The following is a 15,720-nucleotide window of genomic DNA, read 5'->3' on the forward strand; positions in this document are numbered from 1 at the left end:
GCACACACCGTTTTTCAATGGGTATCGACCGCAGTTTTATTTTCGAACGACAGATGTGACGGGGGTGGCGAAGTTAGCGGAGGGAGTGGAGATGGTGATGCCGGGGGATAATGTGAGTTTGGAGGTAGAGTTGATTACTCCGATCGCGATGGCAAAGGAATTGCGATTTGCGATACGGGAAGGTGGAAGAACCGTGGGGGCAGGAGTTATTACCGAGGTCCTGGATTAGAAGTTTTACCGTCGTCCAAAAGAAATAACCTCTGGTGGTTAATTTCTAACAGAGGGTGATGACCAAGAGGGAAAAATGCGAGATATTATTACATTAGCCTGCAATGACTGTAAGGAACGCAATTATTCTACAATGAAAAATAAAAGGAACACCCCTGACCGATTGGAGCTTAAAAAGTACTGTAATCGTTGCCGGAAGCATACAGGACACAAAGAAATTAAATAAAGGGAGCGCGGGTTTAATTTAGAGTTTAGGAATTGAAGGCCAGTAGCTCCAATTGGCTAGAGCAGCGGTCTCCAAAACCGCGGGTTGTGGGTTCGAATCCCTCCTGGCCTGCCATTTAATCAATTGGGGATAATGAAAACCTTGGGGCAAGGGCGGTTTTAGAAAAAAAGATGGTGGATTTTTCCATTACTTGTTTAACCGGCCATAGAGGAAAATGATTAAAAAATTCTTTTCATCCATTGTTGAGTTTTTGAAGGAAGTAAAAGCGGAATTGAAAAAAACCTCTTATCCTACACAGAAGGAAACCATCGGATCAACCACCGTGGTTTTGATTTTCGTTGTTATTATGTCGGTCTTTCTTGCTGTGGTGGATCGGGTCCTTTCTGATCTGGTTAAAGCGGTGATAGGAATTTAATTCCCTTATGGAGAAACAGGTGATGGAAAAAAATTGGTATGTAATTCATACGTATTCCGGTTTTGAAGGAAGAGTAAAGGCCACCATTGAAGAAAAAGCAACTAGTTTAGGGCTTCAGGATAAAATTGGTCAGGTTTTGATTCCGACAGAAAATGTGGTTGAGATTCGAGAGGGAAAAAAAAGGTTTTCTACAAAAAAGTTTTTCCCCGGATATGTATTGGTGGAGATGGAGTTCTCGGATGATACCTGGCAATTGATAAAAAATACCCCTAAGGTCACCGGGTTTGTCGGAGGTGGAGAAAAACCCGCTCCCCTGTCTCCTGAAGAAATTGAGACCCTGTTAAAACAGATCGACACGGGCACCGCGGTTTCCCGGGAAAAGGTGCAATTTGAAAAGGGTAACAACGTTCGGATTATTGATGGCCCTTTCCTTGGTTTTAATGGGGTGGTCGATGAAGTTAACCAAGATCAAAATAAGGTAAAGGTTTTGGTCAGTATTTTTGGGAGGTCCACTCCGGTAGAGCTTGGATTTAACCAGGTTGAAAGTCAATAAAGCGGATTTAATAAATTTCTGCGAAAACAATATTAATATGTTCAAAATAAAGTAGGGGACAAAAATGGCAAAAGAAATCACCGGAATGATTAAATTACAAATACCCGCGGGAAAGGCAAATCCTGCTCCCCCAGTGGGACCTGCTTTAGGACAAAGAGGTGTCAATATTATGGATTTTTGCAAGGCGTTCAATGCAAAAACCCAGCAACAGGAAGGAACCATTATTCCGGTGGTGATCACCGTTTATTCGGACCGTTCTTTCTCTTTTATTTTGAAAACTCCCCCTGCTTCCGATTTGTTAAAAAAAGCGGCAGGGATCATTAAAGGATCCCCTACCCCAAATCGGGATAAAGTGGCGTCTTTATCTTCCAAGCAGGTTGAGGAAATTGCACGGACCAAATTGCCGGATTTAAATGCGGTGGATGTTGAGGGAGCTGTCAAAATTATTGAGGGGACTGCCCGAAGCATGGGGATTCAAATTACCCCTTAAAGATGGGGGTTCAAAAGAGCTTTTTAAGCCATTTAAATTTTAGGATCAGTAAGGTTATCTAATTGTTTGAGGAGTCGGAATGAGCAAAAGGTTTGAAGGAGCAAAATTAAAAGTTGAGAAAAAACCAATAGACCTTTCCGCGGCCTTGTCCATGGCCAAAGATTTGAGTTCCGTGAAATTTAACGAGTCTGTGGATTTAGCCGTCCGCTTGGGGGTAAACCCCAAATATTCAGACCAAATGGTGAGGGGGGCTGTTGTATTGCCTCACGGAACGGGAAAAAAGGTGAGGGTTCTCGTATTTGCCAAAGGGGAAAAGGAAAAAGAAGCCCAAGAAGCCGGGGCCGATTTTATTGGGTCTGAAGATTTAGTGGAACGGATCAATCAAGGGTGGCTTGATTTTGACGCCACGGTATCGACTCCCGATCTTATGGGTTTGGTGGGAAAATTAGGAAAAATTTTAGGTCCCAGGGGTTTAATGCCCAATCCAAAAATCGGAACCGTGACCTTTGATGTCTCCCGGGCAGTGAAGGATATTCGTTTAGGAAAAGTGGAATACAAGGTTGAAAAAGCGGGAATCGTTCATGCTCCCATCGGAAAAGTGGCCTTTGAAGCACAACAACTTTTTGAAAATGCCCTAGCGGTATTGGAGTCAATCGTCAAAGCAAAACCCTCTACAAGTAAGGGAACCTATTTGAAAAATATTACGGTTTCTTCCACGATGGGGCCTGCCATACCCGTGGACCTTACCACCCTGAATAAACTCTTAGACCAGGGGTAAGTAAAAAGACAAGGGGTTTCAATAAATGAAGCAAAATTTTTAAGGAAAGGGAAGAAAATTGAATCGAGAACAAAAAAATACATTGGTTTCCGAATTTAATCAGAAATTTTTGGAGGCGAACCTTGCCATTCTTACTGATTACAGTGGCCTGACGGTAGAGGAATTTACCTCCCTTCGTCGAGAACTTAGGCCGAATCAATGTGAATTTCGCGTGGTCAAAAACACTCTAGCCAAGCGAGCCCTTACCGGGACGCCCTTTGAAGATGCCCAGGCCCATTTGAAAGGTCCTGTGGCCGTTGCTTTTGGTTTTGGAGATCCGGTGGCCTCTACCAAGATTCTTTCAAAGTTTTCGAAAACCCAAAAGAAATTAAAAATTAAATTTGGAATTATTGAAGGACAGGTATTAGATTCGAAAGGGGTTGAGACAGTTGCGTCCCTCCCCAGTCGGGAGGTTCTTCTTGGGCTCGTGGTCAACCGAATGCAGAGCCCTATATATGGAATGGTTGGTGTGTTGAGCCAACTGGTAAAAAAATTCGGTTATGTTCTTTCCGCGGTTAAAGAAAAAAAGGAGGGTGAGAATACGTAACCTTCTGGTTCCTTGAAGGAGAAATGCAACGCTCATTGTTAAAAATAAGACCGTTTGGCCTTATGATTAGAATCGAGAAAGGAGAAAGCAGTGAAGAATGAAGAAATTTTGAAAGCGGTAGGAGAAATGCCGGTAATGCAATTAGCCGACCTCATCAAGTTGTTTGAGGAGAAATTTGGTGTCTCCGCAGCGGCTCCGGTGGCCATGGCAGGGATGACTTCAGCGGCGGGTTCGCCGGGAGCCCCCGCGGAAGAAGAAAAAACCAGCTTTGATGTGGTGTTAACCAGTGCTGGCGATAAAAAGATCCAGGTGATTAAAGTGGTTCGTGAATTAACTAGCCTGGGACTAAAGGAAGCCAAAGACCTGGTTGAAGGCGCCCCAAAGCCTTTGAAGACGGGAGTGACTAAGGAAGAATCTGAGACCCTGAAGAAGAAAGTAGAGGAAGCCGGTGGAAAAGCGGAGATAAAATAGGCCACGGTCTGGGAAAGGGCCTTGCACCCTAATTTAAGATTTTCTCTGAAACTTAAGTAAATAGGGTATGAGTGCTTGACTAAAGAAGCCAAGGGGAGTGGGCGTAGAGAAATTCTAAGGATCTTTGAAATAAAGGGGAGTCTCTTGAAAACACTTTATCCTAATTTCGAACCAGCACAAAGGAGAAGAGGATGATCAGTACTAAATCAGAGAATGCAAGGGTAAGGGTGGATTTTTCTAAGATCCACACCCAAATTGCCATTCCGAACCTGATTGAAATTCAAAAAGGTTCCTATGAGAAATTTCTCCAAAAGACTGTTGCTCCAGAGCGACGAGAAGATACCGGATTGCAAGCCTCATTTACGAGTGTTTTCCCTATCTCCGATTATAATGATAGCGCTGTTTTGGAGTATTTAGATTACTCCATGGGGACTCCAAAATATGACACCCGTGAGTGCCTTGAACGAGGGATGACCTTTGCGGTTCCCTTAAAAATAAGGGTTCGGTTGATTGTATGGGAAATGGAGGAGAAGGGTTCAACCAAGAAAGTCAAAGATGTTAGGGAGCAGGAGGTTTACCTGGGTGAACTTCCACTGATGACTGAAAATGGAACCTTTATTATCAACGGGACCGAGCGGGTCGTAGTTAGCCAACTTCATCGTTCACCTGGGGTTTCATTCACGCATGATAAGGGAAGAACCCATGCCAGCGGGAAGGTTCTTTTTTCTGCTCGTATAATCCCCTATCGAGGTTCCTGGCTGGATTTTGAATTCGATGCGAAGGATCTTCTCTATGTCAGGATTGATCGGAGAAGGAAAATTCCTGCGACCATACTCCTGAAATCTTTTGGATATTCCACCGAAGACCTTTTAAAAATGTATTATCCCATCGAGGAAGTGACTATTACCAAGGGAAAATTTTTCCGTACCATTGATCCCGAAATTCATGGAGGAATTAAAGCGCCCATAGACATTCGGGACAAAAAGAGTCGGGAAATTATTGTTAAAGAAGGCAATAAGATCACAAAAGTCTCACTCAAACGGATTAAATCGGGGGGGATGAAAGAAATTCCATTTCCCAATGGTGAATTAATCGGTAGGGCGGTTCTCAATGATGTGGTGGACCCCAGTACAGGTGAAATTTTAATAGAGCGAAATAAGGAAATAACCGAGGAAATTATCCACAAACTGCTTTCTAGCCAAGTTCAAACTTTTTCACTTTTATATATTGATAATATTCATGTTCTGCCTGTGATTCGGGATACCCTTTCCGCAGAGAAAGTCGGCTCTGTTGACGAAGCCATGGTTGAAATTTATAAGAGGTTGAGGCCGGGGGAGACTCCCACGGTGGAAACCGCAAGACTCCTTTTTGAAAACCTCTTTTTTAACACCAAACGGTATGATCTTTCTCCTGTTGGCCGACTGAAATTGAATGAAAAACTTAAGTTGGATCTTCCCCTGGATAAAAGAACCTTAACGCCACAGGATATTGTGGAAGTGGTGCGGTATTTGGTTAACCTGAAAACCGGGAAAGGAGAAATAGATGATATTGATCATCTCGGAAATCGAAGAGTCCGTTCGGTTGGAGAACTGCTTGAGAATCAGTTTCGAATTGGATTGGTCCGAATGGAAAGGACCATTAAAGAACGGATGAATCTTCTCGATATTGAAACCGCTTTGCCTCATGATTTGATCAACGCAAAGCCTGTTACCGCGGTGATTAAAGAATTTTTCGGAAGTAGTCAGCTCTCACAATTTATGGATCAAACTAATCCCCTGGCTGAAATTACACATAAGCGGCGTTTATCCGCATTGGGTCCTGGGGGTTTAACCCGGGAGAGAGCTGGTTTTGAAGTCAGAGATGTTCACCCCACCCATTATGGGCGGATCTGCCCCATTGAAACACCGGAAGGCCCTAACATTGGTTTAATCACCTCTCTTTCAACCTATGCACGGGTGAACGAATTTGGTTTTGTGGAATCTCCTTACCGGAAGGTTCAAAATGAAAGGGTGACCGATGAGATACAATTCCTCTCTGCGATTGAAGGGGAGCGGCATACCATTGCCCAAGCTAATTCAAAAATCGATAGTAAAGGGAAACTGATTTCCGAAGTCATTTCTGCGCGTTTTGGTGGGGATTTTATTACGATTTCTCCTGATAAAGTGGATTTTATGGATGTTTCTCCAAAACAGATTGTCAGTGTAGCGACGGCGCTTATTCCTTTTCTTGAGAATGATGATGCCAACCGTGCCTTAATGGGATCCAATATGCAACGACAGGCAGTGTCTTTAATGCGGAGCGAGGCTCCTTTGGTGGGAACGGGAATGGAAGATATTGTCGCGCGGGATTCTGGTTATGCGGTTTTAGCGCGGCGTCCCGGGCTGGTAGAGAGCGTGGACGCAACCCGTATTGTTGTCAAAGCAGATTCAACCAAAAAAGAAAAGCCAAGCGGGGAAGCGGAATCGATGCCGTTAGATGTTTACGCTTTGATTAAGTTCCAACGCTCCAATCAAAATACTTGTATTAACCAGAAACCCATTGTTCGTGTGGGTCAAAAGGTAAAGAAGAGCGAAGTTTTGGCAGATGGGTCCTGTATTGATCAAGGAGATTTGGCTTTAGGGAAAAACGTTTTGGTCGCTTTCATGCCCTGGGGTGGTTACAATTTTGAAGATGCCATTTTGGTAAGCGAGCGATTGGTTCGAGAGGATGTGTTTACCTCTATTCATATCGAAGAATTTGAGATCGAATCAAGGGATACCAAACTGGGAAAAGAGGACATAACCCGAGATATTCCGAATGTCGGAGAAGACGCATTAAAGGATTTGGACGAAAGCGGCATTATTCGAATAGGGGCAGAAGTCAAACCCGGTGATATCCTGGTTGGAAAGGTGACGCCTAAAGGCGAAACCCAACTTACCCCCGAGGAAAAGCTTCTCAGGGCCATTTTCGGAGAAAAAGCCGGTGACGTGAAGGATGCTTCCCTGGCGGTCCCCCCTGGAGTAGAAGGGATTGTTGTGGATGTTAAAATCTTTTCCCGGAAAGGGGTGGATAAGGATGAGCGGACCAAGACCATTGAAAATGAGGATATTCTTCGACTCCAAAGGGATCATCAAGATGAATTAAGAATTATTGATGAAGAAAAAACCATTAAAATTCGAAAGCTGTTGGGTGGAAAAATCGTTGCCAAGGATTTGGTCGATCCGGAAACCGGAGAGATGACCTTAAAGAAGAAAAAGAAAATTGAAGAGGAAATGCTAGCCAAGCTTTCAGATGATGACTTAAAAAATATTACTCTGAGTGAACCCGAGGAGCAAGAGAAAATCGACGAAATTGAGCGATTTGCAAAGGAACAAATTGAAATCTTGCAGACCATATATGATGAAAAAGTGGGCCGCCTTAAAAAAGGAGATGAGCTTCCCCCGGGTGTGATTAAACTGGTGAAAGTTTATGTTGCCATGAAAAGGAAATTGTCCGTGGGAGATAAAATGGCGGGGCGCCACGGAAACAAGGGGGTCGTATCAAGGATTATGCCCGAAGAGGATATGCCTTATCTTCCGGATGGTACGCCAGTGGACGTGGTCTTAAACCCCTTGGGGGTTCCTTCACGAATGAATGTGGGTCAGATTCTTGAAACCCATCTCGGCTGGGCCATGAAAGCCTTGGGGCAGCATGCCTCTTCTCCGGTTTTTGATGGGGCCACCGAAAAAGAGATTAAAGATATGCTTAAAAAGGCACAGCTTCCCCAATCTGGGCAAACCAAATTGTTTGACGGGAGGACGGGTGATCCTTTTGATCGCGAAGTGACAGTGGGTTATATGTATATCATGAAACTCCACCACTTAGTTGATGATAAAATTCACGCCCGGTCCATTGGGCCATATTCTTTGGTTACTCAACAGCCATTAGGAGGGAAAGCTCAATTCGGGGGACAACGGTTGGGTGAAATGGAAGTGTGGGCCCTTCAGGCCTATGGGGCCGCTTCAACCTTGCAAGAGTTTTTAACCGTAAAATCCGATGATGTTCCAGGGCGTTCCAGAATTTATGAGGCCATTGTAAAAGGGGAAAACTTTTTAGAGCCCGGACTTCCCGAATCTTTCAACGTTCTGATTAAAGAACTCCAGAGTCTAGGACTTGATGTGGAATTAATGAAGTCAAAGGATTAACGGTTCAGGGTAATTTTATGGAAAATTCGGGTTGCACGCTTATTTTAAGTACTAACCATCCTTGGAGGAGAAACCTTGGAAAATCTATATAGCCTCTTTGAGAAACCAAAAGATTTAATATCCTTTGATGCGATCCGTATCCGTATTGCCTCACCAGAAAAAATTCAGTCTTGGTCTTATGGAGAAGTGAAAAAACCTGAGACCATTAATTACCGTTCATTTAAACCAGAGCGGGATGGCCTTTTCTGTGCAAAAATTTTTGGCCCTACCAAAGACTGGGAATGTAATTGTGGAAAATACAAGCGGATGAAACATCGGGGGGTGGTTTGTGACAAATGTGGGGTTGAAGTTATCCAATCCAAGGTGCGCCGAGAGAGAATGGGCCATATTGAATTAGCTTCACCCGTTGCCCATATCTGGTTTTTGAAAGGTTTGCCTAGCCGAATTGGAAATCTGTTAGATATGACGTTGAAACAATTGGAGCGGGTTCTTTATTTTGAAAGCTATGTTGTCAGTGACCCTGGAAGCACTCCGTTGAAGGAAAAAGAACTCCTTTCGGAAGAAAAATATCGAAATTTGGTCGCGGAATATGGGAATAGTTTTCGTGCTGAAATGGGTGCCGAGGCGATTCGGGAACTTCTCCGCAAAATTGATTTGGATGCTCTTTGGGAAGAAATAAGAATCAAGGTTTCGGATGCAAACTCAAGCGCGGTTAAGAAAAAACTAACCAAACGTCTTAAGGTAGTAGAGGCCTTCCGAAAATCCGGAAATAAACCCGAATGGATGATAATGGATGTTATTCCGGTGATTCCCCCCGAATTGCGACCTCTTGTTCCTTTAGATGGGGGGCGTTTTGCAACCTCTGATCTAAATGATCTTTACCGCCGGGTGATCAACCGCAATAACCGGTTGCAGCGTCTTATGGAGTTAAAAGCCCCTGGGGTCATTATTCGAAATGAAAAACGGATGCTTCAGGAGGCTGTTGATGCCCTATTTGATAATGGGCGACGGGGAAGAGCTATTCGGGGTCCCAACAAACGGCCCCTAAAATCACTCAGCGACATGTTAAAGGGTAAACAGGGTAGGTTTAGACAAAACCTTTTAGGAAAAAGAGTGGATTATTCAGGGCGGTCAGTGATCGTGGTAGGTCCTGAATTAAGGTTACACCAATGTGGCTTGCCTAAAAAGATGGCTTTGGAATTGTTCAAACCCTTTATTTTTAATAAATTGGAAGAAAGAGGGTACGTGACCACCATCAAGAGTGGAAAAAAGATGGTTGAAAAAGAAAGGCCGGAGGTATGGGACGTTTTGGAAGAGGTGATTCGAGAGCATGCGATTCTTTTAAATCGTGCGCCCACTCTCCATCGTTTGGGTATTCAAGCTTTTGATCCGGTTTTGGTTGAGGGAAAAGCGATCCGTCTTCATCCCTTGGTCTGTTCTGCCTTTAACGCTGATTTTGATGGTGATCAGATGGCGGTTCATGTTCCCCTTTCCGTTGAAGCGCAGATTGAATGCCGAGTACTGATGATGTCCATTCACAATGTGTTGTCTCCCGCGAGTGGAAAACCAATTATGGTTCCTTCTCAGGATATGGTGTTGGGGTGTTATTACCTGACCAAAGAAAGGGCAGGAGCAAAAGGGGAGGGAAAAGTATTTTGCGGGCCTGAAGAGGTTCGGGTTGCGTATGATTCCCGAGAGGTGGAAGAGCATGCCAAGATTAAGGTTCGAATTCAAGGGGAGTTAATTGAAACAACCGTTGGAAGGGTATTGTTTGGGGAAATCCTTCCTGCCCATTTTCCGTTCCGATTTGTGAATCAGGAATTGACGAAGAAAGAACTCATGAAGATGATTGACATTTGCTACAGAGAGGCTGGCTCACGGGAGACCATTGTCTTGTTAGATAAAATTAAAGATATTGGTTTTAGTTATGCCACTAAAGCGGGGATTTCTATTTGCATCGATGATATGCATATTCCCCAAAAGAAAGGTGCATTGATTGAAAACGCAAGAAAAGAAGTCCTGGAGATTGAGCGACAGTATTCTGATGGGTTAATAACGAATGGAGAACGATACAATAAAGTGATCGATATTTGGGCCCATGTGACTGAGGTTGTGGCCAGTGAAATGATGAAGGAATTAGGAACTGCGGAAAGTGGGGCGAAGAAGGGAGGGGTTCCACATGAACGCAAGGCTTTTAATTCAATTTTTATGATGGCTGAGTCCGGGGCAAGAGGGAGCGCACAGCAGATCCGGCAATTGGGAGGGATGAGGGGATTGATGGCCAAACCTTCCGGGGAAATTATTGAAACCCCTATCACGGCAAACTTTAGAGAGGGTTTGACCGTATTGCAATACTTTATTTCTACCCATGGGGCACGGAAGGGGTTAGCGGATACCGCTTTAAAAACCGCCAACTCTGGTTATTTAACCCGGCGTTTGGTTGATGTGGCCCAGGATGTCATTGTGGGCGAAGAAGACTGTGGATCCACAGATGGTATTTTCGTAACTGCATTGGTGGAAGGGGGAGAGATCATCGAGCCGTTGGATGAAAGGGTTCTGGGAAGAATGACGGGGGAGGATATTCATGATCCATTGACTCAGGAAGTGATCGTTTCCATCAATCAGGAGCTTAATGAGGAAAGAGTGAAGGCGGTTGTGGAAGCTGGGGTTGACCGGGTCAAAATCCGGTCGGTTTTAACCTGTCAGGCCAAAAGAGGGGTGTGTGTCCGGTGCTACGGCCGTGATTTAGCGAAAGGGCGGATTGTGGAGCGCGGCGAGGCGGTGGGCGTAATTGCTGCCCAATCCATTGGGGAACCGGGAACACAATTAACCATGAGAACCTTCCATATCGGGGGAACCGCCAGTAAAGTGGTGGAGCAAACGATTCTTCAGGCAAAAAATACCGGGAAGTTAAAATATTTAAATTTAAGCACCGTCCGAAATAAAGATGGCGACATGGTGGTGATGAACCGAAATGGGAAAATTGCCATCTACGATGAAACGGGAAGAGAGAAAGAGAAATATTCCGTGATTTACGGGGCTAAAATTAAAGTTCAGAGCGGAGCCCGAGTGGAATCCAACCAAAAATTGGTGGAATGGGATCCTTATTCATCCGTTATCCTTACAGAGGTCGGTGGAAAAATTGCCTATGGGGATCTTAGCGAAGGGGAAACGATTAAAGAGGAGGTGGATGAGGTTACCGGGCTTTCCCGCCGGGTGGTTATTGATTTTCCCGGATCTACTTTGCGGCCGAGGCTGTCCGTTAAGGATGAAGGAGGGAAAACTGCCAAGGTTTCTGGGACCAATGCTGTTGCCCGCTATCTTTTACCCGCAGGGGCCCACATCCTGGTTGAAAAGGGTGGTACCGTTTTTCCTGGGGATATCCTGGCTAAGATTCCTAGAGAAACGACCAAAACCAAGGATATTACCGGAGGGCTTCCCCGGGTGGCAGAGTTGTTTGAAGCCCGCCGTCCAAAAGAGCAGGCGGTTATTAGTGAAATTGACGGGATTGTGGAGTATGGTGGTTTTATTAAAGGGATGAGGAAGGTCATCGTGAAAAATGAAATGGGTGATGTAAAAGAATATTTTATTCCCAAAGGAAAGCATGTGAATGTTCACGAGGGAGATTGGGTTATGGCCGGTGAGCCATTGATGGATGGATCAGCCAATCCCCATGATATTTTGGATGTCTTAGGTCCTAAGGAACTCCAGAAATACCTTGTGGATGAGGTGCAGGAAGTCTACCGTCTTCAAGGGGTTTCCATCAATGATAAGCATATTGAAGTTATTGTTCGCCAAATGCTGAGAAGGGTAAAAGTGGAAGAACCTGGGGATGCAGATTTTCTAATTGGTAGTCAAGTGGATAAATTCGTTTTTGCAGAGGAAAATGAGAAGGTCATTGCAAATGGGGGAACTCCGGCCATTGGTCGACCCATTCTTTTGGGAATTACCAAAGCCTCTTTGAGTACAGACAGTTTTATTTCCGCCGCCTCCTTCCAGGAAACCACCCGCGTTTTAACAGAAGCAGCCATCAGTGGCAGGGTAGATGAATTGGTAGGGCTGAAGGAAAATGTTATTGTGGGGAGACTGATTCCCGCGGGAACGGGCTTAATCGATTACCGGGATACCTTTGTGAAGCTTCCACGCTCTTCTGGGAGGGAGCTGGTTGCCGCTCCCCCAGAAAATATTGAGAATCCGGCAGAGGGTCAACAGGAAATACCCGTGGAGGAATTAAAACCGTAAATTTTAAAATTATTTGTTTCTTCCATAAATGAGAAGCGATTCCTACCTTTCATAGGACTCCCTAAAAAAGCTCTAAAAACAAGGAGCGAAGGAAACTTCCTGGGGAAAAATTAACTTTTTCCCTGTGTAAAATCCCCTTCTGTATCAAAAGAGGGGAGCTTTTGCGGGTGGGGTTGGGTTTGGTAGATCACTCGTGTTTAAATAATTGAAAAAACTTAAAAAGTCCTTGACAGGATGGCCGATAATTCAATATAATCCATAAGTTTTTCCGATTCTACAGGTTTTTTTAGGAGTATTTATGCCCACAATCAATCAACTGATCCGGCATGGCCGGGTTAAAGCAAAGAGCAAAACAAAAAGTTCGGCCTTGACCCAGTGTCCCCAAAAAAGGGGAGTGTGCGTGCGTGTGTACACCACAACGCCTAAAAAGCCAAACTCTGCCCTTCGAAAAGTGGCTAGAGTGCGTCTGACCAATGGGCTTGAAGTCAGTTCTTATATCCCCGGGGTTGGGCATAACCTCCAAGAGCATTCCATTGTTCTTATCCGAGGAGGCAGGGTGAAGGACCTTCCGGGCGTGCGTTACCATGTGGTCCGTGGTGCATTAGATACGGTAGGGGTGCAAAACCGGAAACAAGGACGTTCCAAATATGGAGCAAAAAGACCCAAATGAAAAAGAGGGCCATGATCCAAAAAGGTAATTGGTATGCCTAGAAAAAAATTTATTTCTCAAAGAGAAATTCTCCCGGATCCAAAATTTCATGAAAAACTGGTAGGTAAATTTATTAACACCCTCATGAGACGTGGGAAAAAGAGCATAGCGGAGACCATTTGTTATGGTGCTTTTGAAATCATCAAGGAAAAAACCTCTGGTGACCCACTCAAAGTTTTTAAGACCGCCGTTGATAATGTAAAACCCTTGGTAGAGGTGAAATCCAGAAGGGTGGGAGGGGCTTCTTATCAGGTTCCGGTTGATATCCGGCCTGTACGTAGAAATGCCTTGGCCCTCCGGTGGATTGTCCAATACGCAGGTCAGCGTCCCGGAAAAAGCATGAAGGAAAAATTGGCGGGAGAGCTAATGGATGCTGCGGGTAAGACGGGGGGAGCGATCAAAAAGAAAGAAGATACCCATCGAATGGCAGAGGCCAATAAAACCTTTGCACACTACCGTTGGTAGAAAGAGAAAATGGGTTTGAGGTTTATTTAAGTTAAATAACCTTTCCCGTCGGCAGAAAAGAGTGCTGAAGAAAATATGTCAAAAAAAGCTTCCTTAGAAAAGACAAGAAACATTGGAATTATGGCCCATATCGATGCGGGGAAGACCACTACGACCGAACGGATCCTTTATTATACCGGCGTGTCTTATAAAATCGGAGAGGTCCATGATGGGACGGCCACCATGGATTGGATGGCTCAAGAGAAGGAGCGGGGGATTACCATTACTTCGGCTGCAACGACCTGTTCATGGAAAGACCATCGCATCAATATCATTGATACCCCGGGCCATGTAGATTTTACAATCGAAGTGGAGCGCTCTCTCCGAGTTTTGGACGGTGCGATCGCCGTTTTTGATTCGGTTCAAGGAGTTGAACCCCAATCAGAGACGGTATGGCGTCAGGCCGATAAATATCATGTCCCGAGAATTGCTTTTATGAATAAGATGGATCGGGTTGGAGCCGATTTTTTTGCAAGTGTCAAAACGATGGTGACCCGTTTGGGGGCGAAGCCGGTCCTGATTCAAATTCCAATCGGGAAAGAAGATGGATTTCGAGGGTCCATTGATTTGGTGGAGAAAAAAGCCATAATTTTTGATGATGAAGAGTTGGGATCGAAATATGTGGTCGAAGAGATTCCAGCAGATCTTCAGGCTCAAGCCAATGAGTATCGGGAGTTGTTGGTCGAATCCGTAGCTGAATTTGATGAAGCGATTCTTGAAAAATATATAGGGGGGGAACCCCTGACCAAGGAGGAAATTAAAACGGCAATCCGGAAAGGAACCCTTCTTCTAAAAATTACCCCCGTTCTTTGCGGGGCGTCTTTTAAAAATAAAGGGGTTCAATTGCTTTTAGATGCTGTCATCGATTATCTTCCTTCCCCCTTAGATGTGCCTCCCGTTGTGGGTTTTAATCCAGAAAATAAAGAAGAGGAGGTCAAACGGTATGCCAAAGATGATGACCATTTCTCGGCCCTCGCTTTTAAAATCATGTCCGATCCTTTTGTTGGTCAATTGACCTATTTCAGGGTCTATTCGGGTTCTCTGAAAGCCGGTTCTTATATTTATAATTCCACCAAAGATACAAGGGAGCGGATCGGCCGTTTGTTAAAGATGCATGCCAATAAACGGGAAGAAATCACCCAGGTTTTCGCAGGGGATATTGCCGCTTCCGTAGGTCTTAAAAGCACTTCTACAGGAGATACTTTGTGTGATGAGAAACATCCTGTGGTACTTGAGGTGATTAGTTTTCCCGAACCTGTCATTTCCATGGCCATTGAACCCAAAACCAAACCCGACCAAGAAAAGCTGGGGCTGTCCCTGCAAAAGCTGGCGCAAGAAGATCCCTCACTCCGAATTAATACAGATGAAGAAACCGGTCAAACCATTATATCGGGGATGGGTGAGTTGCATTTGGAAATTATCGTGGACCGTTTGGTAAGGGAATTTAAAGTGGAAGCCAACGTTGGGAAACCTCAAGTGGCTTATCGGGAAACGATTCGAATGAATGCCAAAGCGGAGGGGAAATATATCCGGCAAACGGGAGGACGCGGGCAGTATGGCCATGTCTACCTTGAAGTCGGACCCAAAGAGCCCGGTGAGGGATTTGAATTTTTGAATAAAATTGTGGGGGGTGCAATTCCCAAAGAGTATATACCTGCCGTTGAAAAAGGAATTCGGGAAGCCATGGAAAACGGAATTTTAGCAGGGTATCCCATGGTGGATTTTAAAGTCATTCTCTATGATGGGTCTTATCATGATGTGGATTCATCCGAGATGGCTTTTAAAATTGCAGGGTCTATGGGTTTCAAGGAAGCGGCCAAAAAAGCAAATCCAGGTTTGTTAGAACCGATCATGTCTTTAGAAGTTATCGTCCCTGAAGAATATATGGGGGATGTCATTGGGGATTTAAACTCCAGGCGCGGAAAAATTCAGGGGATGCTTCCTAGAGGAAATGCCCAGGTGATCGAAGCCGAGGTTCCTCTTGCTGAGATGTTTGGGTATGCCACCGATTTGCGGTCCATGACCCAGGGGAGGGCGACCTTTAGCATGATGTTCTCTAAATATGAAATTGTTCCTAAGCAGATATCGGATGAAATTATAGCCAAGGTAAAGGGCGGGTAATTTTATGAATTCCTTAAATGCCTTATCAATAAAATTTCTTTTAAAAGTTCGGAAAATTATTAATTAATTTTTAGGGGGGAGACCATGTCAAAGGCGAAATTTGAACGAACGAAGCCGCATTTAAATGTGGGGACGATCGGGCATGTGGATCATGGGAAGACGACGTTGACCGCGGCGATTACGAAGGTATTGGCAGAAAAGAAGATGGCGGAGTATTTAGCCTACGATAAGATC

14 protein-coding genes and 1 tRNA gene are annotated in these 15,720 nt (G+C 44.7%); all 15 read left to right on the top strand.

Features of this window, described 5'->3' with window-relative positions:
* On the top strand, positions 1-229 hold a 229-nt coding region (gene tuf / locus VGB26_03270), incomplete at its 5' end, for an elongation factor Tu (protein ID HEX9756805.1).
* Positions 230-304: 75 nt separating this feature from the next.
* On the top strand, positions 305-454 hold the full coding sequence (gene rpmG, locus VGB26_03275; protein HEX9756806.1) for a 50S ribosomal protein L33: 150 nt from the start codon (positions 305-307) through the stop codon (positions 452-454).
* A gap of 36 nt (positions 455-490) precedes the next feature.
* Positions 491-568: transfer RNA gene (locus VGB26_03280), tRNA-Trp, on the top strand.
* A 100-nt stretch (positions 569-668) separates the two neighbouring features.
* Positions 669-869 (top strand): preprotein translocase subunit SecE, encoded by a 201-nt coding sequence (secE, locus tag VGB26_03285; protein ID HEX9756807.1) that lies wholly within the window; start codon positions 669-671, stop codon positions 867-869.
* 22 nt (positions 870-891) lie between these two features.
* Positions 892-1,422: a transcription termination/antitermination protein NusG gene (gene nusG, locus VGB26_03290; protein HEX9756808.1), complete on the top strand. Its 531-nt coding sequence runs from the start codon at positions 892-894 to the stop codon at positions 1,420-1,422.
* Positions 1,423-1,486: 64 nt separating this feature from the next.
* Positions 1,487-1,912, top strand: coding sequence for a 50S ribosomal protein L11 (gene rplK / locus VGB26_03295; GenBank protein HEX9756809.1), 426 nt, complete (start codon positions 1,487-1,489; stop codon positions 1,910-1,912).
* 79 nt (positions 1,913-1,991) lie between these two features.
* The gene (gene rplA, locus VGB26_03300; GenBank protein ID HEX9756810.1) at positions 1,992-2,690 is read left to right on the top strand and encodes a 50S ribosomal protein L1; all 699 of its coding nucleotides are present in this window, start codon (positions 1,992-1,994) and stop codon (positions 2,688-2,690) included.
* A gap of 58 nt (positions 2,691-2,748) precedes the next feature.
* Entirely contained in the window at positions 2,749-3,276 is a 528-nt protein-coding gene (gene rplJ / locus VGB26_03305) for a 50S ribosomal protein L10 (protein HEX9756811.1), read from the top strand.
* 90 nt (positions 3,277-3,366) lie between these two features.
* Positions 3,367-3,747, top strand: coding sequence for a 50S ribosomal protein L7/L12 (gene rplL, locus VGB26_03310; GenBank protein ID HEX9756812.1), 381 nt, complete (start codon positions 3,367-3,369; stop codon positions 3,745-3,747).
* Positions 3,748-3,938: 191 nt separating this feature from the next.
* Entirely contained in the window at positions 3,939-7,910 is a 3,972-nt protein-coding gene (gene rpoB, locus VGB26_03315; protein ID HEX9756813.1) for a DNA-directed RNA polymerase subunit beta, read from the top strand.
* A 75-nt stretch (positions 7,911-7,985) separates the two neighbouring features.
* Complete coding sequence (gene rpoC, locus VGB26_03320) at positions 7,986-12,152, top strand: DNA-directed RNA polymerase subunit beta' (protein ID HEX9756814.1); 4,167 nt, start codon at positions 7,986-7,988, stop codon at positions 12,150-12,152.
* A 298-nt stretch (positions 12,153-12,450) separates the two neighbouring features.
* Positions 12,451-12,822, top strand: coding sequence for a 30S ribosomal protein S12 (rpsL, locus tag VGB26_03325; protein ID HEX9756815.1), 372 nt, complete (start codon positions 12,451-12,453; stop codon positions 12,820-12,822).
* A 33-nt stretch (positions 12,823-12,855) separates the two neighbouring features.
* Positions 12,856-13,326: a 30S ribosomal protein S7 gene (rpsG, locus tag VGB26_03330; protein ID HEX9756816.1), complete on the top strand. Its 471-nt coding sequence runs from the start codon at positions 12,856-12,858 to the stop codon at positions 13,324-13,326.
* Positions 13,327-13,401: 75 nt separating this feature from the next.
* Positions 13,402-15,486, top strand: coding sequence for an elongation factor G (gene fusA / locus VGB26_03335; protein ID HEX9756817.1), 2,085 nt, complete (start codon positions 13,402-13,404; stop codon positions 15,484-15,486).
* Positions 15,487-15,570: 84 nt separating this feature from the next.
* Positions 15,571-15,720: GTP-binding protein (locus VGB26_03340; GenBank protein HEX9756818.1), on the top strand; the 150-nt coding region annotated here is incomplete at its 3' end.

The sequence above is a fragment of the Nitrospiria bacterium genome (assembly GCA_036397255.1).
GTDB lineage: Bacteria > Nitrospirota > Nitrospiria > DASWJH01 > DASWJH01 > DASWJH01.